Consider the following 26,074-nt stretch of genomic DNA (forward strand, 5'->3'; position numbering starts at 1 on the left):
CTGGAGTTCTAATAATTACTATAAAGACTGCTTTGAACTATGTGTGGAATAGCCGGTATAGTATCCTTTACCCGAAATATTGATCTGTCAACTACGGTTCGGCGAATGACCGATGCCATGTCGCACCGGGGACCAAATGCAGATGGTTTTTATACGAACGATACCATTGCCCTGGGTCACCGGCGGCTTTCTATCATCGATCTGTCTACAGCTGCCAATCAACCGATTGCTGATCACTCTGGCCGTTACCAGATCATCTTCAATGGTGAGATATACAATTTCCAGGACGTAAAGAAAATGCTTACAGGCTATCCGTTCAGCACAAACAGCGATACGGAGGTGTTGTTGGCGGCTTACAGCAAATGGGGGGTAGATTGTTTACCATATTTAAAAGGCATGTTTGCCTTTGCCATCTGGGACACGAGGGAACAGGTAATGTTCATTGCCAGGGACCGAATGGGTGTAAAACCGGTGTATTACTATGTGAACGATAGCGCCTTTCTATTTGCATCCGAGATCAGAGGTGTGCTGGCAAGTGGCCTAATGCCTGCCAGAGCAAATACATCAGCTATCCAGGAGTTTCTCAGCTATCAATCAGTAGGATTTCCGGAGTCAGCTATCCAGGGGATTCAGCAACTGGAAGCAGGTAGCTCAATCACAATCCGGAATCACAGGTATAGTATAAAAAAGTATTGGGATATTACCAGCAAGCCATCGGTCGAGTTTGACTTTGGTGACCGGTTAAAAGTGCAACAACAGGTTAGGCAATTGTTGCGGCAGGCTGTGGAAAGAAGGCTGGTAAGTGATGTGCCACTGGGAGCATTTTTGTCGGGTGGTATTGATTCCAGTGCTGTTGTTGGTTTAATGGCAGAGGTTGGCGCTTCCCGGCCTAATACATTTACTGTGGGTTTTGAGGAAAAGCAATTTGATGAATCAGGTTATGCTAATATCATTTCCCGCAAATTCAATACGCAGCATAACCAGGTATTACTAAAACCGGCTGTTTTTCTCGACGAATTGACTAATGCGCTGAACGCCATGGACACGCCCAGCGGTGACGGTGTAAATACTTATGTGGTTTCGAAGGCGATCAAACAGAGCGGTCTTACCGTTGCTTTATCTGGAGTGGGCGGTGATGAGCTATTTGCCGGTTACCCTTTTTTCAAGCAATACCTGCAACTGAAGAAATACGAATCGTTGTGGAAACCTTCTAAATTCCTGCGTAGGGGCGCGGCACTTGCCTTAGGTAACAGCAACAAAGCGCTCCGCATCAAACAATTACTGAACGCGCCTGCCTCATCTATCCGATACTTTTATCCTGAATTCAGGAGGATCATTTCCCCACAATTACTAACGTCACTAACCCGCTGGGAAAAAGGTCAGGCGACCTTACTTGAAAAGCAATTGAGCCTGTTGCCTCCTTCATTGGAGCAGTTCCCTTTACTAAGCCAGGTTTCCATAGCTGAGTATACAGGTTATACACAACATACATTATTAAAGGATACAGATCAGTTCAGTATGGCCGTATCCCTGGAAGCCAGGGAACCATTTTTTGACCACGATCTCATAGAATTCGTTCTGGCGATACCAGACCATATAAAATTCCCGGACTACCCCAAGCGATTACTGGTAGAATCGTTGCAAGGATTACTTCCTGATGATGTGGTTCACCGCAAAAAGCAGGGATTTCTGTTCCCATGGAGTGTTTGGATGAAAAAAGAACTTCGTTCTTTCTGTGAAAAGCACCTGCAACGCATTGCCCAAAGGGAGTTTATCAACGAAAAAAACCTGATGGCTTACTGGCAGCGATTTTTAAATAATGACAATACAGTAAGATGGATGGAGATCTGGTTATTTGTAATACTGGAGTACTGGCTGGAGAAAAATTCAATAGACTAATGAAACCTATTTTTTGTTCAGTTTTTTTGTTTGTTTACTGCATGCTCTTTATTGCGCCGGCAATGGCTCAAAGCCGGGAAGAGTTTAATGGTCCTTTGCCAGGATGGGCTGATGTAAAGAAGCAGTTTGGCGCCAGGGGAAATGGTAAGGACGATGATACCCGTGCCTTTCAGCGTGCCATAGATGACCTCAGGAACCCGGTGACAAATTTTAATACCGGTAAAGGCGGGTATATGGTACTGTATGTGCCCGCAGGAACCTATTGTATTTCGAATACGCTCGTACTGAGAGGAAAGATCGGGGTAAGTATTATTGGGGAGGATCCCAATAACACAGTGATCAAATGGACTGGCGCAGCGCAGGATACTATGCTGCTGGCCAATGGTTCGGCTTATTACCGGATATCCCGCCTAAGTTGGGACCCGAATGGTCGTAAAGACATGGAAGGAATTGGCATTCATTGGATCGAAACCTGGAATAACAACAAATCGAGAAGTTTTGCTTCAGTGAACATCGAACTTTCTGATAACTATTTTAAAACCGGTTTTAAAAATGCGATCAGTGGAGGAACTTATCAGCGGAAAGATGGTACCGGATCTAATGATTCCGAAGTTACCATTAAACGATGTACATTCGAAGGATGCACCGATGCAGGGATAAATATTCATGGATTCAATGCGCTGGATTATTGGATATGGGACTGCAAGTTCATTAAATGTTTTCATGGTGTGTATTGCGCCAATGGAAATTACCATGCATACAGGTCTTATTTTTCCGGCTCAACTTATTTCGATTTTAAGAATAATGGCGTTTTCTATTCTTCCGTACGCGGGTGCTTTTCTGAAAACTCTTTTGGTTTTTCTGTAGATGAAGGGTCAAGCTGTAATCCTTTTAAAAGAATATTTCAGAATAATACGGTATTGAACCTTGTGTATCACCCCATCGTTTTTTTACATACCGGAAAGATCACTTTGTGGAATAATAAGATTGGAAAGGTAAAGGACCTTAATAAAACTTATTCGGTTAAAACGGGCAGCTGGTGTAAGGGCATTTTTGAGATCATGTCGATGAACAACAATTATGAGCTGAAGGATCCCTTACTAATTGAGAACGGTTCACTTACAAAGTTCACATTGGGCGATACCTATATACCAAAAATTTCGGGTAGCGCCAACGATTTCATCAAAAGCATGGAACCATTGCCTGCTAAAAGAGCCAGAAAGATATTTTCTGTGCCGGCAGGCGCCAGCAGCAGAACCATCCAGGAACTTGTTGATCAGGCAGCTGCCTTGAAAGGCCAACGCCCGGTTATTTATTTCAGCACCGGTACTTATGCACTCGATAAAACGCTGGTAATTCCTGCCGGTACCGATATGCAACTCGTTGGCGATGGATTACTTTACGCATCTGTAATTACCCGTGCAACAAATAGTGATTTCAGTAAGCAACCACTGATACTCGTAAAAGGACCCAGCCAGGTTACCATAAAAGATCTGCAGATCGGCGAAGAATCGGATAGTAACCCGTCTTCGGCTGTAGCATTTGAGAATGTTGATCAACCGGCGTCACAGGCACACCTTGATCAACTGTATTCTCATGCAGATACCTCTCTGATCACCAACAGGCTCGATTATTTATACATAGAGAAAAACAATTCGTTTTTTTCCGATGGGAATGTACTCCGAGGGGGAACCCTTACCAAACAGGGGAAAGGTACTGCCCGTGTATCTTGCTTTGGCGGTCAGTTTGCCCGTTTATCGGTCAATGATGGCGCCAGGTTTATTGCAAAAGATTGCTGGTGGGAAGGAAAACCACGCATCCCGCTTGATATTAAAGGTTCCGGCGTAATAAGTATCGACGGTAGTATGCTTGCTCCCTGGGCCGCCGATAGTACACCTACCATTAAGGTCGGTGAATTTAATGGTAACATCAGTTTGCTGAATATGTACATCCAGGGATCGGTAAAAGTTGATCCGGGTAAATCAGCCCTTAATTTATTATTGTGGAATAATAATTTTTTCCACAAGCTTAGCCCACACGAGTATGTAAAATCTGGTACGGCAGCAAAGATCGCTTTATTGGGTTCTAACTCGCAATGCGTCGATGGCAGGGAAGCATGTCAAACCATCTATTCAATTCCTGACCAGATGTATCGGGTGAACAGCATCCCGGCATTCATAAATGATATAACTGCTTTTGATCGTAGCCAGAAGCCGCAATTATTCACTAATCTTCCCGCCGGGGTGAGCAATATATATATGTCGCGCGTAGCTATTGGTGCTGCCAGGCGTGGAGTTGTTTTCAGTAGATAAAAATTGTTGGCTGCCACCGTTTTAGCGTTCGCTTAACTATATATTAAATTCTGTTTCGACGCTTGAGTAACAGGAAGACCATTTTACTTTTTGCCGACTGGTATGAACCCGGCTACAAAGCCGGAGGCCCCATTCGTTCCTGTGTACATTTTGTACACCAGATGAAAGACAGGTATTCTATCTATGTGTTCACTACTGACAGGGATCTGAATGATACCAGCCCGTATATTAATATCCCATGTGATCAATGGCTGGAGATAGAAAAAAGCGTAAAAATATTTTATTGTTCTCCGCAAAAACTGGGTTGGACGCACATCCACAGGCAGATAAAAAGCATCTCGCCAGATTACATTTATCTCAACAGTATGTACTCTCGGCACTTTACCATATACCCCCTGATGATGCGGCGATTAGGCATCATCAAGAGCAGTTTAGTGTTGGCGCCCCGCGGCATGTTGAAAGAAAGTGCCCTGCAATTTAAATCGGCTAAAAAAAAGCTTTTTCTGTCTGCATTCCGTCGAATGGGTTTACATCGCTTTATCCATTTTCATGCTACCGATAAAACTGAGTTAGCTGATGTAAAAAAATATTTTGGACATAATGCCAAAGTAACGCTTGCTTCAAATTTTCCGGGAATGATCAATGATTATCCGGGCAGTATCAAAAAAACGAAGCATGAACTGTCGGTGATCTTCATTGGCAGGCTGCATCCGGTAAAAAACCTCGACTTTCTCTTGCGAGTGCTAAAAAATGTCATTGGTAATGTTTCACTCACTATTGTTGGTAATGCCGAGGACGAAAATTATGTAAATCATTGCAAGACTATTGTCAAAGGTTTTGGCCCGAATATCAAGGTGTACTTTGCCGGTGAAATACCTAATAATGAATTAGGCAGAATTATTAGTCAACACCATATTTTTGCGCTGCCAACGCAGGGCGAGAATTTTGGACATGCCATTTTCGAATCGCTTGCTGCAGGCAAGCCGGTATTGATAAGTGATCAAACGCCATGGAGAAACCTTTATACTGTACGGGCCGGCTGGGATATTTCATTACAGCAACCGGAGCAGTTCACAAAGGCTTTGCAGGAGGCGGTCTTATTTGATCAGAATGAATATGACGCCTTATCGCGGGGCGCCTGGGAATTTGTTCGGCGATTTGTACAACAATCAGAATTACAAACAGCATACAACAACATTTTTAGTTAAGATGTATATACTAGGGCTTAATGCATATCATGCGGATTCATCAGCAGCAATCTTTAAAGATGGAAAAATGATTGCTGCAACCGAGGAAGAAAGATTTCGGCGCCAGAAACACTGGGCTGGTTTCCCTTCCATGGCCATTCAATTTTGTTTGAAAGAGGCAGGCATTAGCCTTTCACAGGTAGATCATATTGCTATTGGCCGCGATCCATCGGCCAAAATGAATAAGAAGCTTTTATTCCTGTTGAAAAATCCGGGCGGAGGATTTAATGCAGTGCTCGACCGTTTAAAGAACGCCCGTAAAGTGGCATCGCTTGAAGAAGAGTTTGTACTACTAGACAAAACGGTTGATAAAGCAATTATCAAAAGCAGGATTCACCAGGTTGAGCACCACCGCAGTCACCTGGCTTCCGCGTTTTTTGCTTCACCTTTTGACGAAGCCGCCTTGTTATCAATCGATGGCTCGGGCGATTTTACTACTACCATGACCGGTATTGGACGGGGCAATCAGATTGAAGTGCTCGATTCGGTTGACTTTCCACATTCGGTGGGTTTGTTTTATACTGCCTTTACCCAGTTACTGGGTTTTCCGCACTATGGTGATGAATACAAGGTGATGGGCCTCGCACCCTACGGGCAACCAAAGTATGTTGACAAGCTTAAGGAAGTGTTGGTCTTCGGAAATGATGGATTATTTACTTTGGATTTGAAATATTTCCGTTCTGCGAAAAGCGGTATCGTTTCATACGGTGACGACCATATTCCTGTAGTGGCGCCGCTGTATTCGCCATTGATGGTGGAAAAATTCGGCGCCGTACGTAAAAAAGAAGAACCCCTGAGCCAGTATCACAAAGACCTGGCTGCCTCTGTACAACGTGTAACTGAAGAATTGATATTCCATATTCTCAATCATCTGCAAAAGCGTACGGGTTTAAACAGTGTTTGTATTGCCGGTGGAGTGGCACAGAATTCGGTGGCCAATGGTAAACTCACCCGCAATACCGGATTTAAGCAGGTGTACATTCCTTCAGCGGGGCACGATGCCGGTATATCTATGGGTTCTGCCCTGTATGTTTATAACCATATTTTAAAACAGCAACGGGCCGCTCCGGTTTGGTCGGCATATACCGGTAGCCGGTTCAGCAACGAAGAGATTGAGCAATACCTGCAAAGCCGCAATATTGCTTTTAAAAGATATTCTGATGCAGAGCTATACGATAAAGTGAGCGATCAATTGATCAATGCAGGTGTAGTGGGTTGGTTTAATGGCCGTGCCGAGTTTGGTCCACGCGCATTAGGCGCCCGTTCTATTTTGGCTGATCCGCGGCGCAGTGATGCCAAGGACCTCTTGAATGCAAAAATTAAGCGCCGGGAAAGCTTTCGCCCTTTTGCACCTTCCATTTTAAAGGAATATGTTGGTGAATATTTTGAAGTAACCGATGAAGTGCCATTTATGGAGAAGGTGTTCCCAATAAAGAAAGAGAAACATACCCTTATTCCGGCGGTAACGCATGCTGATGGTACCGGTCGCTTGCAAACGGTAGACAAGGCGGTAACTCCTCGTTACTATGAATTGATCGAGGCATTCCGTAAAAAAACAGGTGTACCTATTTTATTGAATACCTCTTTCAATGAAAATGAACCGATCGTGAACTCACCGCATGATGCGTTGGAATGTTACCTGCGTACGAATATGGATATGCTGGTGCTGGAGAATTGTGTTATTACGCGGAACGGTTCTATATGAAGATCTCAATAATCACGGCTACCTATAATAGTGCGGCTACCGTTAGGGATACTTTAAGCAGTGTCGCCGGCCAGCAATATCCAAACATAGAGCATATCATTGTTGATGGCTTATCAAAAGATAATACGCTGGAGATCATAAAGGAATTTACCCATGTGGCCAAAGTCATTTCTGAAAAAGACAATGGCATTTACGACGCCATGAACAAAGGAGTGAAACTGGCTACCGGAGATATTATTGGCATTTTAAACTCTGACGATTTTTATACCAGTCCTTTGATCTTATCAAAAGTCGCAGCGGCATTTGAAGATCCGGCTGTTGAGGCCGTATACGGCGATCTTCAATACGTAAATGCCACGAACGTAAACCTTGTAACGAGAACATGGAGATCCGGTAGCTATAAAAAAGAATACCTGTACTATGGCTGGATGCCGCCCCATCCAACATTTTTTGTGCGCCGCCAGGTGTATGATAAATGCGGATTGTTCAATACTACCTTGCGCTCTGCAGCAGATTATGAACTGATGTTGCGGGTATTATTAAAATATGATGTGCACGCTAAATATATAGCTGAAGTGCTGGTTAAAATGCGGGCGGGCGGTATGAGCAATGCATCGATAAAGAACCGGTTAAGGGCCAATAAAGAAGATGAAATGGCCTGGAAACTCAACGACCTAAAACCCTATTTCTTTACCATGTGGCTAAAGCCACTACGAAAAGTTTTACAATTTAACCCGATCAACATATGGCAAAAGTAGCATTGGTTACAGGGGTAACCGGGCAGGATGGTGCATACCTTACCGACCTGTTATTAAAAAAAGGATACATTGTTCACGGAATTAAGCGGAGAAGTTCTTTGTTCAATACAGAACGCATCGATCATTTGTACCAGGATCCCCATGAGCAAAATGTACGGTTTAAGCTTCATTATGGCGATCTGACCGATTCAACCAATCTCATTCGTATTATTCAGGAAACCCAACCTGACGAAATCTATAACCTCGCGGCGATGAGTCACGTGCATGTAAGCTTTGAAACGCCGGAATATACAGCAAATGCAGACGGTATAGGTACCCTGAGAATACTTGAGGCAGTACGTTTACTAGGGTTAACAAAAAAGACCAAAGTATACCAGGCTTCTACATCTGAGTTATATGGACTGGTGCAGGAGGTGCCTCAGTCAGAAAGGACGCCGTTTTATCCCCGCTCTCCTTATGCAGTGGCTAAATTATATGCATATTGGATCACAGTCAATTACCGGGAAGCATATAACATGTATGCGGTAAATGGTATTCTGTTCAACCACGAATCTCCTTTGCGTGGGGAAACATTTGTGACCAGAAAGATCACGCGTGGCGCAGCCAAGATAGCGCTGGGCTTGCAAGACAAAATTTATTTGGGTAACCTGGATGCTCAACGGGATTGGGGCCATGCCAAAGATTATGTTGAGGCAATGTGGTTGATATTACAGCAGGAAAAGCCTGAGGATTATGTGATTGCCACAGGTATTACTACGCCAGTTCGCGAGTTTGTACGAATGGCCTTTGCCGAACTTGGCATTGAGTTGGAGTTTAAAGGAAAGGACGAAAATGAAGTGGGTATCGTAAAAGCCTGCCACAATGCAGAATTTAAGGTTGAAATTGGAAAAGAAGTCATTGTTGTAGATAAAAAGTATTACCGGCCTACGGAAGTGGATCTGTTGATCGGTGATCCAACAAAAGCGCAACAACAGCTGGGATGGAAGCCTAAATACGATCTGCCTGCACTCGTTAAGGAAATGGTATCAAACGATGTCGAATTGTTCAAGAAAGAAAAATTACTGCAGCAGTCCGGCTATTACGTTCGTAATCAGTTTGAATAACGGCTGAAGCGAAATAAAGTAATTGTTATTTAACTCGTTCCAATTTTTTCTCGATCGATGGCACAAGGTTTATACAATACAGGGGGTTGATCAAAGAATTGAATGAATACGATGACAGTTGTAAACTGGTGATCTTTGCAGAGAATTTTTTCATTTTAATGCCCATTGATCAGTTAACGGAAGTAGACCGGTATATAGCCCATATCAATAACGACAACATTTACGAATCTTTATACCAGATACAGCCTGACCTGGTTTGGAAGTTACGGAACTTGCCCTTTTATAAATTCATCGCCATGAAGCATGGCTACATTAAAGCGGCAGCGAACGGCTTGAATAATATAAGGAGCGGACAGCAGTTAACAGACCCCTACCTGGGTTACACCCCAAGGAATTTAACGTGGCAGGCTGATATGGATAGCTTGAACCGGATAGGCAAACCAATAGATGTAAGTGTTGATAGTTGCATTTTCAAGACCTACAAAGAGATGGTACAGGAGCTGCAAATGAAAGGCCGACGTGTACTGATCATGATACCACCCGTATACAAAGAAGGACTACGGCTTTTACATAACCTGGAAGCGGAGCGGGCTGCTTTTCGGTCACTGGAAGGAAATGGCGTTTACTTTATTGATTATTCGAATTGTGCTTTATCTCAGGACAAAAGATTTTTCTATAATAACTCTCATGTGAACAGTATAGGAGCCGATTTGTTTACTCAATTGCTGATGCATGATATTGAAAGGATCTTATCGGTTTCTCCGCAAAAAAATGAAGCTGAGATCAATTAGATTATGAATAAGTCAGATAAAATATACATAGCGGGCCACCGTGGTATGGTTGGTTCTGCCATTGTTCGCAAGTTGCAAAAGGAAGGGTTTAATAATTTGCTATTGCGCACATCGGCTGAGCTTGACTTGCGTAATCAACTGGCCGTAAATGATTTCTTAAACCAGGAAAAACCGGATTATGTTTTTATAGCGGCTGCTAAAGTAGGGGGTATCCTGGCTAACAATACCTACCGGGCTGAGTTTATCTATGACAATATAATATTGCAGTCAAACATCATTCATGCTTCCTGGTTAAATGGTGTGAAGAAACTGATGTTCCTGGGATCATCCTGTATTTATCCAAAACTGGCGCCCCAGCCGCTAAAAGAAGAATACCTGCTTACCGGAGAACTGGAGGCCACGAATGAACCTTATGCCATCGCTAAGATTGCGGGAATAAAGATGTGCGATGCCTATCGTGCGCAGTACGGTTGTAATTTCATTTCTGTAATGCCTACGAACCTGTATGGGCCAAACGATAATTACAGCCTGGAAACCTCACATGTACTACCGGCGCTTATCAGGAAGTTTCATGAGGCAAAGCTGAACAATGAGCCCTCGGTTATCATGTGGGGCACCGGTACCCCACGGCGTGAATTTTTACATGCAGATGATCTGGCTGATGCCTGCTACTTCTTAATGCAAGAATTTAATGAGCCAGGCTTTGTGAATATTGGAACTGGCGAGGATATTATGATCAGGGATCTTGCTTTATTGGTTAAAGACATTGTAGGTTACAACGGCAATATTGAGCATGATCTGTCAAAGCCAGATGGAACACCACGTAAACTGATGGATGTACAAAAATTACATAAGCTGGGCTGGAAAGCACGTATAGACCTGCGGGAAGGGATTGAGAAAGTGTATCACGAGTTTTCGCAGCAATATGTTGCGGGCTCATAATTTTGTTTTCGGTATTCTAATTATAAGCTGCATGTTTTCTATTTTTAAAAAAAAGAAAAAAGTACCTGTAGATCTAAGTGCATTGGGAACGGATATGCATTCGCACTTATTACCCGGCATTGATGACGGCTCACCTGATACAGAAACCTCGTTGCAGCTCATTGCAGGTCTGCAGGAACTTGGATACCGAAAATTCATTACAACACCCCATGTTTTATGGGACATGTATAAAAATGATGCGAATACCATCGGAGCTGCATATCAGGAATTACAGCTGGCCCTGCAGGAAAACAACGCTGCTGTTCCTATAAAAGCAGCTGCTGAATATTTCCTGGATGAACATTTTGATGAATTGCTTGAAAGCAATACGCCATTACTTACCCTGCACGAGAATTGGGTACTGGTTGAGTTTTCCTTTGTGACTACCCCGCTGAACTTTAAAGAGAAACTGTTCACTATGCAAATGAAAGGATACCAGCCGGTACTGGCTCATCCTGAGCGATATTTGTATTTTACGAGCGATAAAAGATGGTACGACGAGTTAAAGAACGCCGGCTGCTATTTTCAATTAAATATATTGTCACTTACCGGCTATTACGGAAAAGCGTCTTTGCAACTGGCGCACTACCTGCTGAATAAACGTTATGTAAATTTGTTAGGTACTGATTGTCATCATTTTCGTCATCTCAATTCACTTCAATCGGCCGGCAATAATATTATGCAGCCAGTACAATCACTTCTTGACAGCGGATTACTCTTAAATCCCATGCTGTAAATGGTTGCTGGTCTCACTTACTCCCCACAAAGTGTTCTTTCGCGCCTTGGCTTTCTCTCTGCATTATTATGTACAACTCCCTGTAAATCTTTTCATTAAATTGCAGTTCTCAAAAACAAGCATTTTTGGTTTAAGCATTCTTTGAGAATGTTTAAACAATTTAACATTGCACTTTGTAGTTAACTGTATATGAATGCGTTTACCATAAAGGACCTGGAAAATCTTTCTGGTATCAAAGCCCATACGATTCGCATATGGGAGCAACGCTATTCCTTTCTTCGGCCGCAACGTACTTCTACAAATATCCGCTATTACACCAATGAAGAGTTGAAGATAGTGCTGAACATTGCGCTGCTTAATAAATACGGGTATAAAATTTCCCATATAGACAAGATGAGCTCCCAGGAAGTACGGGAAAAAATTGTGTCACTTTCTCATGCGCAGGCCCAGCAGGAGCGGCTGGTAAATGACCTGCTGCAATATATGATCGACCTCGACCTGGAGAAATTTGAAGATGTGCTGGATAATTACATTATGGCAAAAGGGATCGATAAAGCCATCAGCTTTCTTATTTTTCCCTTCCTCGATAAAATAGGTATTTTATGGCAGGCCAGCCATATTCACCCTTGCCAGGAGCATGTGGTTACCAATATCATCAGGCAAAAGCTGATCGTGGGTATCGAGAGCGTGGTGTCACATATAACCGTAAACAAAAAAGTGATCCTTTTTCTGCCGGAAGGTGAATACCATGAACTGGGCCTCCTATACACCTACTATCTGCTTAAAAGCCGGGGGGTACAGGTTATTTACCTCGGCGCCAATGTGCCCTGCCATGACCTGGAATTTATAACCGGTTGTAAACAACCCGATTACCTGTACACCCACCTCACCTGTATTGCCGGCAACTTCAATTTTGAAAAATTTCTTAACCAGATCAGGCAGCATGCTCCCAAAGTGCAGATCATTGTTTCAGGCCAGCTGGCCAACTGCAATCTCAAAAAGCTTCCCACCGGCGTTCTCCTCAAACGGTCCCTGCCCGAAGTTCTGGAATTTGTGGCCGTACTTTAGGTTTTTTACAATATGTTCTCCTTCGCCTGAATTTTAATTTCCTTAACAAATATTTGGGGCTTTAGATCGTCAACAGAATAGGGGACGATCCGTGGTACGGTGTCTTACCCTTCGTCTGGCTGCTTTTTCCACCATCCGGCGGTAAACGGCCAGGGGCGAAAAATCACTGTGGAAGCGCTTCAGGCTGGTTTAATATTTTATTATAGAATTATTAAGCGCCCGGATTTTTCCCTTAAGTGATTTATGTTTAAATTTACAGTGTAATTATTTAAACAACTTTTTTATGTCGACGGTGGAATTCAATCAAATGCTGGTGAACAATGCGGAGTTTTTAAAGCCGTTTGCAATAACGTTGACTAGAGACTCCGAGGCTGCGAAAGACCTGTTTCAGGAAACGCTGTTCCGTGCATTGGCGAATAAGGACAAGTATAGTGTAGGCACAAATATCAAGGCGTGGCTGTATACTATCATGCGCAATATCTTTATTAACAATTACCGGAGAAAAGTTAAACAGAATACGATCTTCGATAGCACCCCCAATGATTTTCTGATTAACCAGACCCAAAGTGTTGTTGCGAATAATGCCGAATCAAATTTGCGGTTAAAGGATATTCAGGAGGCGATCCATAACCTGCCCCAGATATTCAGGAACCCGTTCCTTTTATATTTCGATGGTTTCAAGTATCATGAAATTGCCGATATGCTCGGGGAGCCGTTGGGTACCATAAAAAGCCGTATTCACTTCGCGCGCAAGCTGTTAAAGAACCAGATTGAGCGGCATTAAACCTGCCCTGCTTCCATTTACGAGTAAGTGGGTAGGGGGTATTCTGTACCTGAAAAGAATTGTTGCCTTAAGTTGTATTCCATATAACTCCCTTTAAGCCTGGAATTCATTTATTCAATAGGTTTGATATAGCTGGCTGTTTTCGGTTGGCCTGTTAATGACATGATTTTAAATGGCATTCATGGTAACACCATGATTATTTAGCAATTTTGTACCATGAGCAAAGTAACTGACGTGATATTGGTAAATGAAAAGGATGAGCCGGTTGGAGTAATGGAGAAGATGGAAGCACATCGCAAAGCCATACTGCACCGTGCTTTCAGTATTTTTATTTTCAACAGCAAAGGAGAAATGCTGCTTCAGCAGCGGGCTATGGGCAAATACCATAGCGGTGGCTTATGGACCAATACCTGCTGCAGCCATCCATCGCCAGGCGAAGATACCCTGGAAGCGGCCACACGCCGCTTGCACGAAGAAATGGGTTTTACCACTATTCTTGAGAAAATATTTGATTTTGTATATCTGGCCGAATTCGAGCATGGCTTAACCGAGCACGAGTTTGACCATGTGTTTGTTGGCACCTATGAGGGCCGAATGTCGCCCGACCCCATGGAAGTAAAGGATTATTGTTATAAAAGCCTCGATGAAATTCAGGCTACACTCTTATCTCACCCCCAGAAATATACAGCCTGGTTTAATATAGCATTCCCGAAAGTGCAGCAATGGGCTGCCGAAAATCTGCTCAAAAAAGCAGTATAACCTGGTACCACAGCCGCAAGCGATTTTATAGCAACTTATTACATATTACAGGAACACCCTTAGTAGCCTGTAAACATATTGATCATTTTATCAATTGACCGTTTGTATCATTATCAACCTGGCTTTTGGAAAGGTATTTTTGGAATACAAGATCCAATAACCTTTGAAGGCAGGCTCCGTTTTTAAAACGGTATCTTATGAATGAAACAGTCATGTTTACCCGGAACCTCTGGAAGGTTATCATACGTCAATATCTATGAAGAATTAGTACGAACATCCTTTACAGGTGTCAAAATTACCTGGTCCTCCCGGCTTAAGTCGGGAGGATTTTTATTTATTGGAGATCAGAACCTTCAGTGCTCCGCCATTCAGGATATTACTGTTTTAATAACATAAAAGCAGGAATATCCAATGCCTCGGCCAACTGAGCCAGTGTATTGAGCGTAACATTCACCTCGCCGTTTTCCATTCTGCTTATTTCGGCATTGTCAATATTACATAGCGCATACAAATCGCGTTGACTTAGACCCTTTTCATTTCTGAAATGGCGCAGATTCACGCCGAAGGTTTTCAATATCTGGTGATTGGCAGCCAATGGTGTAGGTATTAAAAGGTTAAGATGGAATTTTTTTTTAATTTTTCGGCTGGGATATAGTACATCATATTAAAATATTTATTATCTTCGTTTAAGCATTATCAGGGGATTGCATCGGTAAGCCGCCTGTTTTAAAGGGCCCGCTTACATTTCAAAAAAGACTATTTCCTTCACCTTTATAACTTATTTGTTATGCGGTCCCTTAATCATCATCCTGATTGGCATAATCAACCTCTTCGGCTAAGTGAAGAAGAAGTAAAGAATCCCCGGCTGGCCATTGAGAACTTCTTTGAGAGCTATCATTTACAGGAAGTAAGGCAAACCCTGTGGAACTGGATGGTTGAAATAGTGAGCAGCAGCCGTAGTATTTCCCAGGAAGGTCAGCAACGGAATGACCATATTTATTTCTACGAAAAAATGGAAGCCCTTGTTGAAGCAGCCTTTCTTATAAACCAAAGAACAGATCTATGAAATTTTTTTGGCCCGTGTATCTTATGTTTTTAAATTCAAAATATTTTAATACTAAAGACGGTTTATATATGGCTAACTTTTAGATGTATGTTTAGGTTTGGGGGATTCCTTCGCCTTTTATGTACCAATCCGTACCCTATATTTCACTTCCTGCAAAAACATATTATTTATCCGTTACCTCGAAGGTCATAGAATAACTGCCTGAATAACCAGCATCATCTAATCCCTGTATAAGCACCACATAGGTTCCTTTGATATCTGACGTGTAAAATTCAACCGCAGCCTTACCATCGGCGTCCGTTTGTACATCAGGCGACCAGTATAAAAGATCTCTGAAATCGGGTAAACGGCTGCCAGCCTGTTGGTCAGTTTTATAAACAGGTGAGTAAAACTCACGCTTTAACTGCAGTCCTTCATAATCCAGGATCACCGCCCTGGTATCTAGTTTCAGGTCCTGCATATCGCCGTGGTAAGTAGTGAAATTTACAATACCCGGGTATATGAAATCACCTTTGATGTATTTGTTAGTGATCACTTCCAGCTTATTTACTTTCAATGGATCATAATTCATAAGAATAGTGTTATCTACCTTAACGCCATCCAGTAATATTAACGGGTCCGTTGGATAAAAATCGCGCGCGTCAAAATCGAATACTTTTAAATGCAGTTGACCGCCATACCGGCGTACCGCGACTTCCGGTACATATTCCCGCAAGACTTCTTCCATTGTGGTAAAGCGGGTATAGTCATCGAGGTTATACACTTTGTACGGGTTGCCATAAAAAGGCATCGTATCAATATCCGGTAATGCAAATCTGCTTAATTTATCTGCTGCGTAGGTATTCACTACCTGCATGCCTACGCTTTGCTCATTCAGCGTATTTTGCTTCGAGGCTGGTAATGAAAACGGAGGCAAGGGCACATCACTGTACTTTTCTGAAAACGGATTCAATACATCAACCCGGAAATTACTATCGGCTGCATCCGTTTGAATAATGATCTCATTTTGCCCATAATAATCCCTTACATCAAAATAGGCTTTACCGGATTCATTGAACTTGCAATTATAGAATTGCAGTTGAACACCGGGTATCGATAACCAGGCGCTCATCTCGCTAATGGGGGCAGGACCGGTAGCATGTTTAAGCTGACAACTGATAATATGGCCGTCAAACTCAGGCGCATATTCAAAGGCAGGACGGTTATCATTGAATACCTCGTCCCAACTAAATTTTCTAAAACCATGCACCAGCATCAGGTTATCTGCCGCTTCTTTTCCATCGGCCTCTGTAGATGAAAGATAGTAATCCGGTGATTCAACAAGACCCTTTAATTCAGTAGTGAGCCACAAATAAGAGAAAATAGAGTTGGAACTGATTGTTTGCAGTGAATCGAGGCGGTACACGGCCATAGACAGGTTGGCAGACGTGCCACTGCCTGCCTTGGATTGCTGTGTATTTATTTCAAGCGCTACCCGTTTGCGGGTTCCATATTGCGTGCTTTTGCTGGTGGCTGCAATGCTTAACTCCTGCGTAGGGCGCCTGAAGTACAAACGTTCGCATACAGCTTGTTGCCGGGCGTTGAAAATCGTAAAATTTGAAATACCTTCTGCCAGTTTGTTTTTATCGATCAAGAAGCTGGTCACTCCGTTAAGGGGTGATCCTTTTTCAGCCACCTGCATGAGCTCGTGGCTATGCACAAATAGAAATACAGGTTGTTCAGGTATATTTTTGCTGGTAACAATAACTTTGATTTTGTCGGCGCCTTCCTCGCGCAGCTCCATTACATAGCCCTGTTCGTAAGCAGCCGGTAACTCCTGGGTTAGCGTGCGGCCATCCGGCAGCGTGATCAAGGCTATATCCGCCGCTGCGCTGCCCGGTGTATACGTAAAATGTCCCATGCCAAATTTGAACGACTGAAACGAAAGCAGGGTATCCTTGTTGGCCGACAAAATAATGCCCTTGCAGTCAACACCTTTGCCATACGCATCTGTTACCTGGAAAGCTACTTTACTGGTAACGTCTTTAACGAGGTTGCCACCTTCGGGGAAAAATGCGGCATGGTAGCGGACGCCTGTATCTGCAGCCGGAGGGATCAACGTTTTTAAAGTATTTACAATGGTTATTGGCTTCTCAAAATACCTACTGGCCTGAAAATTTTTCATCCAGTTAGTATAGGCACGTAACTTATAATTGCCCGAATTAACAGACACCGGTAAAAAGAATGAACCGTTCCCTTTGCCTTTAGTAAGCGCAATTTTGGCTTGCATTACCGGTTTGTTGTCCCTGTCGAGGATTTCAACATAGGCGATCTTGCTCAATGCCGCAGGTTTATATAAGGAGCCATCAACATTATAGATCTTGAACCACATTAACTCACCAGCCAGGTAAAAATTTTTATCAGTATGCACAAATAGCTTCTCGGTCTGATGGCGGTTATTATACTGTTTAAAACTTTCAGGAATAGCCGCAAAAGCATCCTGGGCATTGGATCGCTTTACAGAAAGGATCGAAAAGCAGAGGATTAAAACGGTTACTTTTTCTATAGTATTGGCAGCTTTCATGTATGCAGTGCTTATAACAGCTCAGGAATATTATTATGGCCAGAAAGAAGGTTTAACATTAACGCCGCCGCGTAACCTGCAATCCACACAAGTTGGCGTAACGGCTAGGTATTTTACGATACCTGATGCATCGTATTCAACGGGCGAAACAGGCATGTACATGGAATAATATTTGGCAGAATCAACATGTACTACTTCTGTTTCGCACGGAAATACATATTGCCAGCCGGGCACTTCGTTGCGCCTGATCCAGATCCTTTTTTCCTGGCGATTGGCAATGCCAATAAACCCGATCACCGGTTCTTTGACATCTGTTAAACAACGTACATTGCCTTTGAGCTCAGCTGGCTGGCGTCCGAATATATTGCCCGTTTCTTCTGAATTCTTTCTCATCTTTTCCAGGAATTCGTATTCTTCCCTGTCAAGTGCATACTGTTTTACATACAGGCTATACAAAACACCCAGCTTCACCGTGTTTGCCGGAATATATACTAATGGCTTATGTATGCTGTCGATACTGAGCTTGGCTGATGAGCCCAGAATGAGGTTGGTGGAGTTTTCATTACTCCAGCAAATGAACCAACCTCTTTCCGGTGACATGTCGGGATAGCGCCATTGTATGCCTATGATCTGATGGGTGATTGGATCTTTTTTAAAGTCAAGGCTGGTATAATAGTAAGAACGATATTCCCAGGTTTCTTCGGTCGTCCAGCGATAATACCAGGTATTGTTGTTGGGGTCATGCGTATCTACGGAGATCTGCACGCCACCGGTATTATCCTGAACCCAGCTTACATTATCGATCAACGGGGCCGTCTTTACCTTCACATAATCTGAAGCATATTCTTTTGCTTCTCTTGTTTTAATATACAACCGGTATTGCTGTGCAGGATTGAGTGATTGCCAGTTATAGCTGTACAGGCCCTGGCCTTTTTCGGTGAGCACATAAGTGCTGTTATCGCGTCCCTGCAGCTCTACCCTGGCCAGGGTTTCATTAATGAGCCTGGCAGTATCGTCTAAAGGAACGGAGCGGGTAAGACGTATTTCAGCAGGCCCGTCGGCGCTGATATAACCTTCAATGACCAGGTAGCCGGTGGCCGGCGCTTTCACGGGCGGTTCATACCTGTTTTTACAGCACCACAACAGGATCGTTACACAGCAGTAAAAGATCTTTCTCATGTTTTATCATTTAAAATCGGATATTGAAATTCACGTACGGAATGGCATTTCCGAAGATTGACAGTTTATACCCGTTGATGGCGCCATTCTCTGATACATAATACACAGAGTATGGATTTCTTCTGCCTGTAAGGTTGTAGATACCTACCGTCCACGAATTATGTGTTTTCTGATGTACTTTATGGTTGCCTTCAATATTCATCGACAGATCAGTACGGAAATAGTCTGGAATGCGATAGGCATTGCGGTCGGCATACAAGGCACGCCATGAATTGGCGTAAAAAATGCGCCCGATCGGTAAGGTAATAGGCCGGCCGGTACTGTAGGTTACATTCATGGAAACGCTGAACCGGTGGCTGAACCGGTAATTACCCACCATGGTGATATCATGCGGTTTATCGTAACTGGCAGGATAATAGTCGCCATTATTGATCACCTCCCCGGCCGTAGAATCATTCATTCTGAGTAATATTCTCGACCAGGTGTAACTGATCCAGCCATTCAGTTTGCCATTTTGTTTCCGTACCAGCAATTCAACTCCATACGCTTTTCCCCTGGTGCTCATCACATCTGTTTCAATATGATCGTTCAAAAGCAGTTGGGCGCCGCTTTTAAAGTCCAGGTAATTCTTTATTTTCTTATAGTAAACCTCTGCTGAAGTTTCAATGGTATTGGATTTGAAATTTTTGTAGATGCCAAATGACAGCTGGTTACCGGTTTGCGGTTTTATGTTTGGATCGCTAAGCTTCCAGATATCGGTCGGCGAGATGGCTGTAGTGTTGGATAACATATGAATGTATTGCCGCAATGAATTATAGCCCGCTTTCAGTGACAAACTTTCGCTGAGGCTGAAACGGATCGCCAGCCGGTATTCAGGGCCGTGGTAGGTATGAATGAATTTATTTCTGTCATAGGTTCTTGTTTGCAGCAGATTATCTTCAGTGATGGGCAGGCCTGGTGAATATTTATTTATAGTTTTAGGTCCCACGAAATTGTAAAGCGAATAACGCAACCCCGCCTGCAGCGACAATGCATCGGTAATATTCCATTTCTCACTAAGGTAGGCAGCGCTTTCCAGCGCATGTTCGGCTTCCATTTCGTCTTTGATTATCCGCGATTGTTTGCTGTTCGGTTCATAGGTGCCGGGATTCAATAAATAATGAATACTACTAACACCAAAATCAACCGTATGATTGGCATTGATATACCAGTTGAGGTCTGATTTGAAATTGAACTGGTTGATGTCGAATTTCATTTTATAAGCAAACAAACTATCCTTATCGCTGCCGATACTGTAATCATAATGATCATAACCGCCGGTTAACACCATGGTGAGTTTATTGGAGAAAGTATGTTTCCATTTAATGGAAAGATTGCGATTGCTGTAACTATAGGTCGTATCGCTGTTTAAGTTGAACCGGTCTTTACTCATGTAAGCGGTTATGTATAAATTGTTCTTTTTGTTAAACTCGTGACTCATGTTCAGGTTTACATCATAAAAAGAAGCGCGGCTGTGCTTATATTCATCTGGTAAAAACTGCAGCAGCCAGTTGGCATAAGTGCCCCGGGCGCCCAGGATAAAAGAGGTCTTATCTTTTTTGATCGGTCCCTCGAGGGTAACACGGCTGGTAAGCAAGCCAATGCCTGCAATGCCTGCAAAGTTCTTCTTATTGCCTTCTCGGGTGCTGATATCGAGTACCGACGAAAGCCGTCCACCGTATTTTGCGGGAATACTGCTTTTATACAATTCTACTTCTTTTACAACTTCCGGATTGAATGCAGAGAAGAAACCAAAGAAATGTGTCGGGTTATAAATAGTAGCATCGTTGAACAGGATCAGGTTTTGATCGGCAGAACCACCCCTTACATTAAAACCAGTGCTTGCTTCACCTACTGTTTTCACCCCCGGCAGCATCAGTACGGCTTTTAAAATATCGGCTTCCCCGAATGCAGTGGGTACCTGTTTAATGGCTTTGATAGTTAAGCGGTTGGTACCGAGTTGAACGTTGCGCACATTGGCCAGCTTTTGCGCAGAAACGATCACTTCTTTCAGGGATGTAACCCGCTCATTCATGTCGATATCAAAATTACCCGTTGAATAAACCATTACCTGGCGGCGGGTATCTTTCATACCTATGCCCTGTATGGTTAGCAGATGGCGGCCTTTCGGCAAAGTGAGTGAGTAGTATCCATACTGGTCGGTAGCCACGCTCGTGGCAGCATTTGCGATCGAAATGATGGCGCCGGCAACCGGTTCGCCGGTCTTGACATTGCGTACATAGCCCGCCAGCGCTACGGAACCAGCACCGGGACTGTTATTCCTGGGACCGATCTCAAATAATTTATTTTCTATGGAAGCATCTATGCGGCTTTTCTTTTTATCGCCATAGGCAGCCACAGCGCCCTCTGTGCTATCGGTGCCTGACCCGGAAAAGAAGCCGGGCGGTAAACTCGTTTTTATGGTAGCTCCCCTGGTAAGCAATACATAAGTCTTTTTGGGCGGTATGGCGAAATGATATTCCGAATTGGCGAATACCAGCTCCAACACTTTTTGCAGGGATACATTGGACGCAGAGATGCTCACACGCAGACTATCAAATTGAGCAGGATCATAGTAAAAATGGTAGCCGGTTTGTGCTTCCAGTTCTGCTACCAGGCTATCGATAGAGGCATCTTTCAGATCGAGGCGAACGCTTTTGCCGCCGGGCTGGGCTTGCACGGAAATAGCAACCACTAAAAAGATCAGGTTACATACTATCAGCAGTAGCAGTTTTCTCATGTTACTTGTTTAACGAATCATAATAAGCAGTAGCTTTTACAATTGCTGTTTCAGGGCCTTTCCGGTACCTGATCCTGTTTTTGCGCAGGTACTGTTTTACCGCCGGCGCTTTATCTTTCAGCATGGCAAAAAGTCCTTTTTTATTTTTAATGTAATAGTACCTGCCATCTTTCTGTATGTAGATCATATCCAGGGAAATGAATTCCCGCTCCAGTTCATCCTTGATCGTTTCGTCAATAAATTTTTCCCTTTTCACCAGCACTTTTAACTGGCCGGTATATACTTCATCGTAAAACCCGGTGATCAAAGAAGCGCCGGATGTACTGTCGAGCCGAATAAAGTGATGGTTGAGCAGGGTGAACTCTTTTACCTTGGCTGAGATCAGCGCCACTCTCGTAAAACCGTTAAGGTGTTGAACAACTACCTGGTCTTTAAAGAGGTCGTATGCCATGGGAACATTGGTAAATTCCAGTTCATCATACACAAGCTTGCCTGTGGCCAGTTCTTTTTGCAGAAAGTAAGCATGGTTTTTTATTCTCACGGAGTAACCCAGGTGTTCGGTTCCGTTATACAGGCGCGATTGATTTGCAATAAAGGCGTTGTAAACATCACCGGCGTTTACAATGACGGGTGTTGCGTTGGAAGCAGTTATATTGTTCTGCGCCTGTGCAGGCTTCAGCAAAGCCGCAAAGCAAAATGCAAGAACAGGGTGTTTTACCATTAGCAGTTAGTTTAAGCTGAAATACTTCAGTTATACCAGTTCTTTAAAAAGCTGTACGCATTATTAAATCCGGTAAACTGTTCACCTTTTTTTCTGGTAGGCGCCTGTGGGTATTGGGTTTCCAAGTTAGGTAATGTCATGAATGTATAACCGCCTTTTATTGAAAATTAATTTGTACACAGCTTCATATTAGTGATTTTTAAATGATAGCTCATGCAACTGCTTCGGTTGCCAGAGGGAGTTACACCAGGCCCCAGTTTGAAAAGTTCACTGGTTGAGCGAATGGCAGGAGAGAAACCGCACGACCTGCCTGGCCATTCTGGCCGCTATTTGCCGAAAAATCTCATCAAACCAAAACGCTGCGCAGGTGTTTTAGAGGGGTAGGGATCAATTTTCGATCGATCTGGATTTCATTTTTTTCTTAATCTATTGAACGCCAGGGAGATAATTTTTGAAAAATATCTAATATTTTAGCCAGTTGCATGAAACCACCCGTAAAGCAAGTAAATTTGCACGCCGCCGGCGCGGCCCCAATCAAAGGAGAAGATTCATGAACAATTCTTTACAGCAGTTGGCTAAGGACCTGGAAGGCGAATTGTATTTCGATAAAACCATGCGGGTTCTTTATGCTACTGATGCCTCGGCCTATCGCGAAATGCCCCTGGCTGTAGCCATACCCCGGAATGTGGATGATATTAAAAAGCTCATCAGCTTTGCCCATACGCATAAAACCTCACTGATACCAAGAACAGCGGGAACCTCCTTGGCTGGCCAGGTAGTTGGGAATGGGATCGTGGTAGATGTTTCCAAAAACTTTACGCAGATACTTGAACTGAATGCGGCTGAAAAATGGGTGCGCGTTCAACCCGGCGTTATCCGCGATGAATTGAACCTGTTCCTTAAGCCGCATGGGCTGTATTTTGGTCCCGAAACCTCTACCGCCAACCGGGCCATGATCGGTGGTATGGTGGGCAATAACTCATGTGGTTCCAACTCGGTGGTTTATCGCAGCACGCGCGAACATTTGCTCGAAGTAAAAGCTTTGCTGAGCGATGGCTCCGAAGCGGTGTTTTCGTCCATGAGCATCGACGAATTCCATCAAAAATGTGAAGGTGATACCCTGGAAGGCAATATTTATAAAACGGTGCGCAGCCTGTTGAGCGACTACAACAACCAGGTTGAGATCAGGAAAGAATTTCCCAAGCAAAGCATTGAAAGACGTAATACAGGATATGCAGTGGATATGTTGCTGGAAATGGCGCCATTCACCGCAGGCGGTCCTGATTTTAATTTCTGCAGCCTCATCGCCGGCTCTGAAGGGACCCTGGCATTTATTACCGAAATAAAGCTGAATGTAGTGCCGCTGCCGCCGAAAGAGGTAGGCCTTTTATGCGTGCATTTCAATACGATCGATGAATCGCTGCGCGCCAATCTGATCGCATTGCAATACAGCCCCAGTGCCAGCGAGCTGATCGATCATTATATTCTTGAATGTACAAAAGATAATATCGAGCAAAGCAAGAACCGCTTTTTTGTGCAGGGCGACCCGGGCGCTATTCTCGTAATAGAATTTGCCAGAAATACGCGCGAAGAGGTCATTGAGATCGCCGGTAAGGTGGAAGCTGACATGCGCGCCGCCGGACTTGGTTATCATTTCCCATTACTGTTTGGCGCAGATACTAAAAAGATCTGGACCTTACGGAAAGCTGGTTTGGGATTGCTGGGCAATTTGCCGGGCGATGAAAAAGCCGTACCGGTTATTGAAGATACGGCGGTAGACGTGAATGACCTCCCGGCTTATATCCGCGACTTTAATGAAATACTGAAGAAATACGGCCTGTATTCTGTGCATTACGCGCATGCCGGTTCGGGTGAAATCCATTTGCGCCCTATCCTTAACTTAAAGACCGAGGAAGGCAATAAGTTATTCAGGACCATTGCCGAAGAAATTGCCACCCTGGTTAAAAAATATTCCGGTTCATTGAGTGGTGAACATGGCGATGGCCGGTTACGCGGTGAATTCATTCCGCAAATGGTGGGTGAAAAGAATTATCAGTTACTCAAGCAGATCAAGTATACCTGGGACCCGGAAAACATTTTCAACCCGAACAAGATCGTGGATACACCATCCATGAACAGTTACTTACGCTATACGCCCGGGCAAAAGACGCCGGCCTTCAATACGATCTTCCGGTACCATAATCAGGATGTATTGCAACATGCAGAACAATGTAACGGTTCAGGCGATTGCCGTAAAACGCATTTGTCGGGCGGAACCATGTGTCCTTCCTTTATGGCAACCCGTAACGAAAAAGATACGACCCGGGCAAGAGCGAATATCCTGCGTGAGTTCCTCACCCGTTCCGAAAAAGTGAACCGCTTCGATCATGAGGAGATCTATGAGGTCATGGACCTTTGCCTGAGCTGTAAGGGCTGTAAATCGGAATGTCCGTCGAATGTAGACGTGGCCAAACTGAAAGCCGAGTTCCTGCAGCATTATTACGATGCCAACGGCGTGCCTTTCCGGGCCAAACTGATTGCCGGTTTTTCCAGTTCGGCAAAACTGGGCGCCATTGCTCCGGGACTGTACAATTTTGCTGTGACCAACCCGGTCATTGGTAAAATGATAAAGAAGTTTTCAGGCTTCGCCGTTGAGCGTTCCATGCCCACAATGTATAAAACAACCTTGCTGAGCTGGTATAAGAAGAACGCCAAAAGCGCCACATCGCCCAATGGTAAAGGCGATAAAAAGGTCTATCTCTTCTGCGATGAATTCACCAATTACAATGATACCGAGATCGGCATCAAAGCGATCAGGTTATTGGAGAAGCTGGGTTATGAGGTTGTTATTCCTCATCATATTGAAAGTGGAAGAACCTGGCTGTCGAAGGGATTGTTGCGCAAGGCAAAAGAGATCGTAAATAAAAATATTGGATTGCTGTATCCGATCATTTCGGAAGAAACGCCGCTCATTGGAATTGAACCATCGGCCATTCTCACCTTCCGCGACGAATACATTGACCTGGCTACAGATGAGCACCTGGAAGCAGCGAGAGAACTGAGCAAACATGTATTTACGTTTGAAGAATTCATAGCCCGCGAAATAGAGAAAGGCGCCATTCGTAAAGAACAGTTCACCACAGAGAAAAAAGTGATACAGTTACATGGCCATTGCCAGCAAAAATCATTGTCTTCTACCAGTTATTCGGTAAAAGTGATGACATTGCCGGTAAACTATACGGTGCAAACCATCCCTTCCGGTTGTTGTGGTATGGCCGGTTCATTTGGTTTTGAAAAAGAGCATTATGACCTGTCAATGAAAATTGGCGAGCTGGTATTATTCCCCACTGTTCGCAAGCAAGCTGAAGATGTGATCATTGCTGCCCCGGGCACGAGTTGCCGCCACCAGGTAAAAGATGGTACGGGCCGCCATGCCTTACATCCGGTAGAAGTGCTTTTCGATGCACTTGTTTAAAGATCTATTTCAATGCTGATACTGAGACCATCCTGCTGCCAGGGTGGTTTTTTATTTCTCAACACTCAATTCTGTGGAAACCGGTGACTGGCTGCGGCCAGCCGCCATTGGTTTCTTCCGCCGTTTGTGGTGCCAATCGGTCGTTTGT

19 protein-coding genes are annotated in these 26,074 nt (G+C 43.8%); 14 read left to right on the forward strand and 5 right to left on the reverse strand.

What is annotated here, in order from left to right; genetic code table 11:
- Window positions 1-39 precede the first annotated feature (39 nt).
- From asnB to idi, 12 genes are all read left to right on the forward strand, one after another.
- On the forward strand, window positions 40-1,899 hold the full coding sequence (gene asnB / locus JT717_RS02390; protein ID WP_205508581.1) for an asparagine synthase (glutamine-hydrolyzing): 1,860 nt from the start codon (window positions 40-42) through the stop codon (window positions 1,897-1,899).
- The gene (locus tag JT717_RS02395; protein WP_205508582.1) at window positions 1,899-4,211 is read left to right on the forward strand and encodes a glycosyl hydrolase family 28-related protein; all 2,313 of its coding nucleotides are present in this window, start codon (window positions 1,899-1,901) and stop codon (window positions 4,209-4,211) included. Before asnB ends, JT717_RS02395 begins: the two co-directional genes overlap by 1 nt.
- Before the next feature lie 62 nt (window positions 4,212-4,273).
- A complete protein-coding gene (locus tag JT717_RS02400) occupies window positions 4,274-5,419 on the forward strand; it encodes a glycosyltransferase (protein WP_205508583.1) in 1,146 nt (381 codons plus the stop codon).
- A 1-nt stretch (window position 5,420) separates the two neighbouring features.
- Entirely contained in the window at window positions 5,421-7,163 is a 1,743-nt protein-coding gene (locus JT717_RS02405) for a carbamoyltransferase family protein (RefSeq protein ID WP_205508584.1), read from the forward strand.
- Window positions 7,160-7,921, forward strand: coding sequence for a glycosyltransferase family 2 protein (locus tag JT717_RS02410; protein ID WP_205508585.1), 762 nt, complete (start codon window positions 7,160-7,162; stop codon window positions 7,919-7,921). Before JT717_RS02405 ends, JT717_RS02410 begins: the two co-directional genes overlap by 4 nt.
- Window positions 7,909-9,024 (forward strand): GDP-mannose 4,6-dehydratase, encoded by a 1,116-nt coding sequence (gene gmd / locus JT717_RS02415; protein ID WP_205508586.1) that lies wholly within the window; start codon window positions 7,909-7,911, stop codon window positions 9,022-9,024. The genes JT717_RS02410 and gmd overlap by 13 nt, the downstream gene beginning before the upstream one ends.
- Window positions 9,025-9,110: 86 nt before the next feature.
- Window positions 9,111-9,815 (forward strand): hypothetical protein, encoded by a 705-nt coding sequence (locus tag JT717_RS02420; protein ID WP_205508587.1) that lies wholly within the window; start codon window positions 9,111-9,113, stop codon window positions 9,813-9,815.
- 3 nt (window positions 9,816-9,818) lie between these two features.
- The gene (gene fcl / locus JT717_RS02425; RefSeq protein ID WP_205508588.1) at window positions 9,819-10,757 is read left to right on the forward strand and encodes a GDP-L-fucose synthase; all 939 of its coding nucleotides are present in this window, start codon (window positions 9,819-9,821) and stop codon (window positions 10,755-10,757) included.
- A gap of 31 nt (window positions 10,758-10,788) precedes the next feature.
- The gene (locus tag JT717_RS02430) at window positions 10,789-11,532 is read left to right on the forward strand and encodes a tyrosine-protein phosphatase (protein WP_205508589.1); all 744 of its coding nucleotides are present in this window, start codon (window positions 10,789-10,791) and stop codon (window positions 11,530-11,532) included.
- 189 nt (window positions 11,533-11,721) lie between these two features.
- Window positions 11,722-12,600, forward strand: coding sequence for a MerR family transcriptional regulator (locus tag JT717_RS02435; RefSeq protein ID WP_205508590.1), 879 nt, complete (start codon window positions 11,722-11,724; stop codon window positions 12,598-12,600).
- A gap of 283 nt (window positions 12,601-12,883) precedes the next feature.
- Window positions 12,884-13,384 (forward strand): RNA polymerase sigma factor, encoded by a 501-nt coding sequence (locus JT717_RS02440; protein ID WP_205508591.1) that lies wholly within the window; start codon window positions 12,884-12,886, stop codon window positions 13,382-13,384.
- A 216-nt stretch (window positions 13,385-13,600) separates the two neighbouring features.
- Window positions 13,601-14,143 (forward strand): isopentenyl-diphosphate Delta-isomerase, encoded by a 543-nt coding sequence (idi, locus tag JT717_RS02445; protein ID WP_205508592.1) that lies wholly within the window; start codon window positions 13,601-13,603, stop codon window positions 14,141-14,143.
- A gap of 376 nt (window positions 14,144-14,519) precedes the next feature.
- Here the strand turns inward: idi and JT717_RS02450 are convergent, their stop codons facing one another.
- On the reverse strand, window positions 14,520-14,702 hold the full coding sequence (locus tag JT717_RS02450) for a helix-turn-helix domain-containing protein (RefSeq protein WP_369411687.1): 183 nt from the start codon (window positions 14,700-14,702) through the stop codon (window positions 14,520-14,522).
- Window positions 14,703-14,930: 228 nt separating this feature from the next.
- Here JT717_RS02450 and JT717_RS02455 point away from each other — a divergent pair, with 228 nt between their 5' ends.
- A complete protein-coding gene (locus tag JT717_RS02455; protein WP_205508594.1) occupies window positions 14,931-15,209 on the forward strand; it encodes a hypothetical protein in 279 nt (92 codons plus the stop codon).
- A 163-nt stretch (window positions 15,210-15,372) separates the two neighbouring features.
- Here JT717_RS02455 and JT717_RS02460 read toward each other — a convergent pair whose 3' ends face one another.
- The 4 genes from JT717_RS02460 to JT717_RS02475 are packed head-to-tail and all read right to left on the reverse strand — an operon-like array spanning window position 15,373 to window position 22,451.
- Entirely contained in the window at window positions 15,373-17,772 is a 2,400-nt protein-coding gene (locus JT717_RS02460; RefSeq protein ID WP_205508595.1) for a hypothetical protein, read from the reverse strand.
- A gap of 33 nt (window positions 17,773-17,805) precedes the next feature.
- The gene (locus tag JT717_RS02465) at window positions 17,806-18,951 is read right to left on the reverse strand and encodes a DUF4249 domain-containing protein (RefSeq protein ID WP_205508596.1); all 1,146 of its coding nucleotides are present in this window, start codon (window positions 18,949-18,951) and stop codon (window positions 17,806-17,808) included.
- 10 nt (window positions 18,952-18,961) lie between these two features.
- On the reverse strand, window positions 18,962-21,730 hold the full coding sequence (locus JT717_RS02470) for a TonB-dependent receptor (RefSeq protein WP_205508597.1): 2,769 nt from the start codon (window positions 21,728-21,730) through the stop codon (window positions 18,962-18,964).
- A 1-nt stretch (window position 21,731) separates the two neighbouring features.
- Complete coding sequence (locus JT717_RS02475; RefSeq protein WP_205508598.1) at window positions 21,732-22,451, reverse strand: hypothetical protein; 720 nt, start codon at window positions 22,449-22,451, stop codon at window positions 21,732-21,734.
- 550 nt (window positions 22,452-23,001) lie between these two features.
- Between JT717_RS02475 and JT717_RS02480 the strand changes: the two genes are divergently transcribed.
- On the forward strand, window positions 23,002-25,926 hold the full coding sequence (locus JT717_RS02480; protein WP_205508599.1) for an FAD-binding and (Fe-S)-binding domain-containing protein: 2,925 nt from the start codon (window positions 23,002-23,004) through the stop codon (window positions 25,924-25,926).
- Window positions 25,927-26,074: the final 148 nt, after the last annotated feature.

Source organism: Longitalea arenae (assembly GCF_016924755.1).
GTDB lineage: Bacteria > Bacteroidota > Bacteroidia > Chitinophagales > Chitinophagaceae > Niastella > Niastella arenae.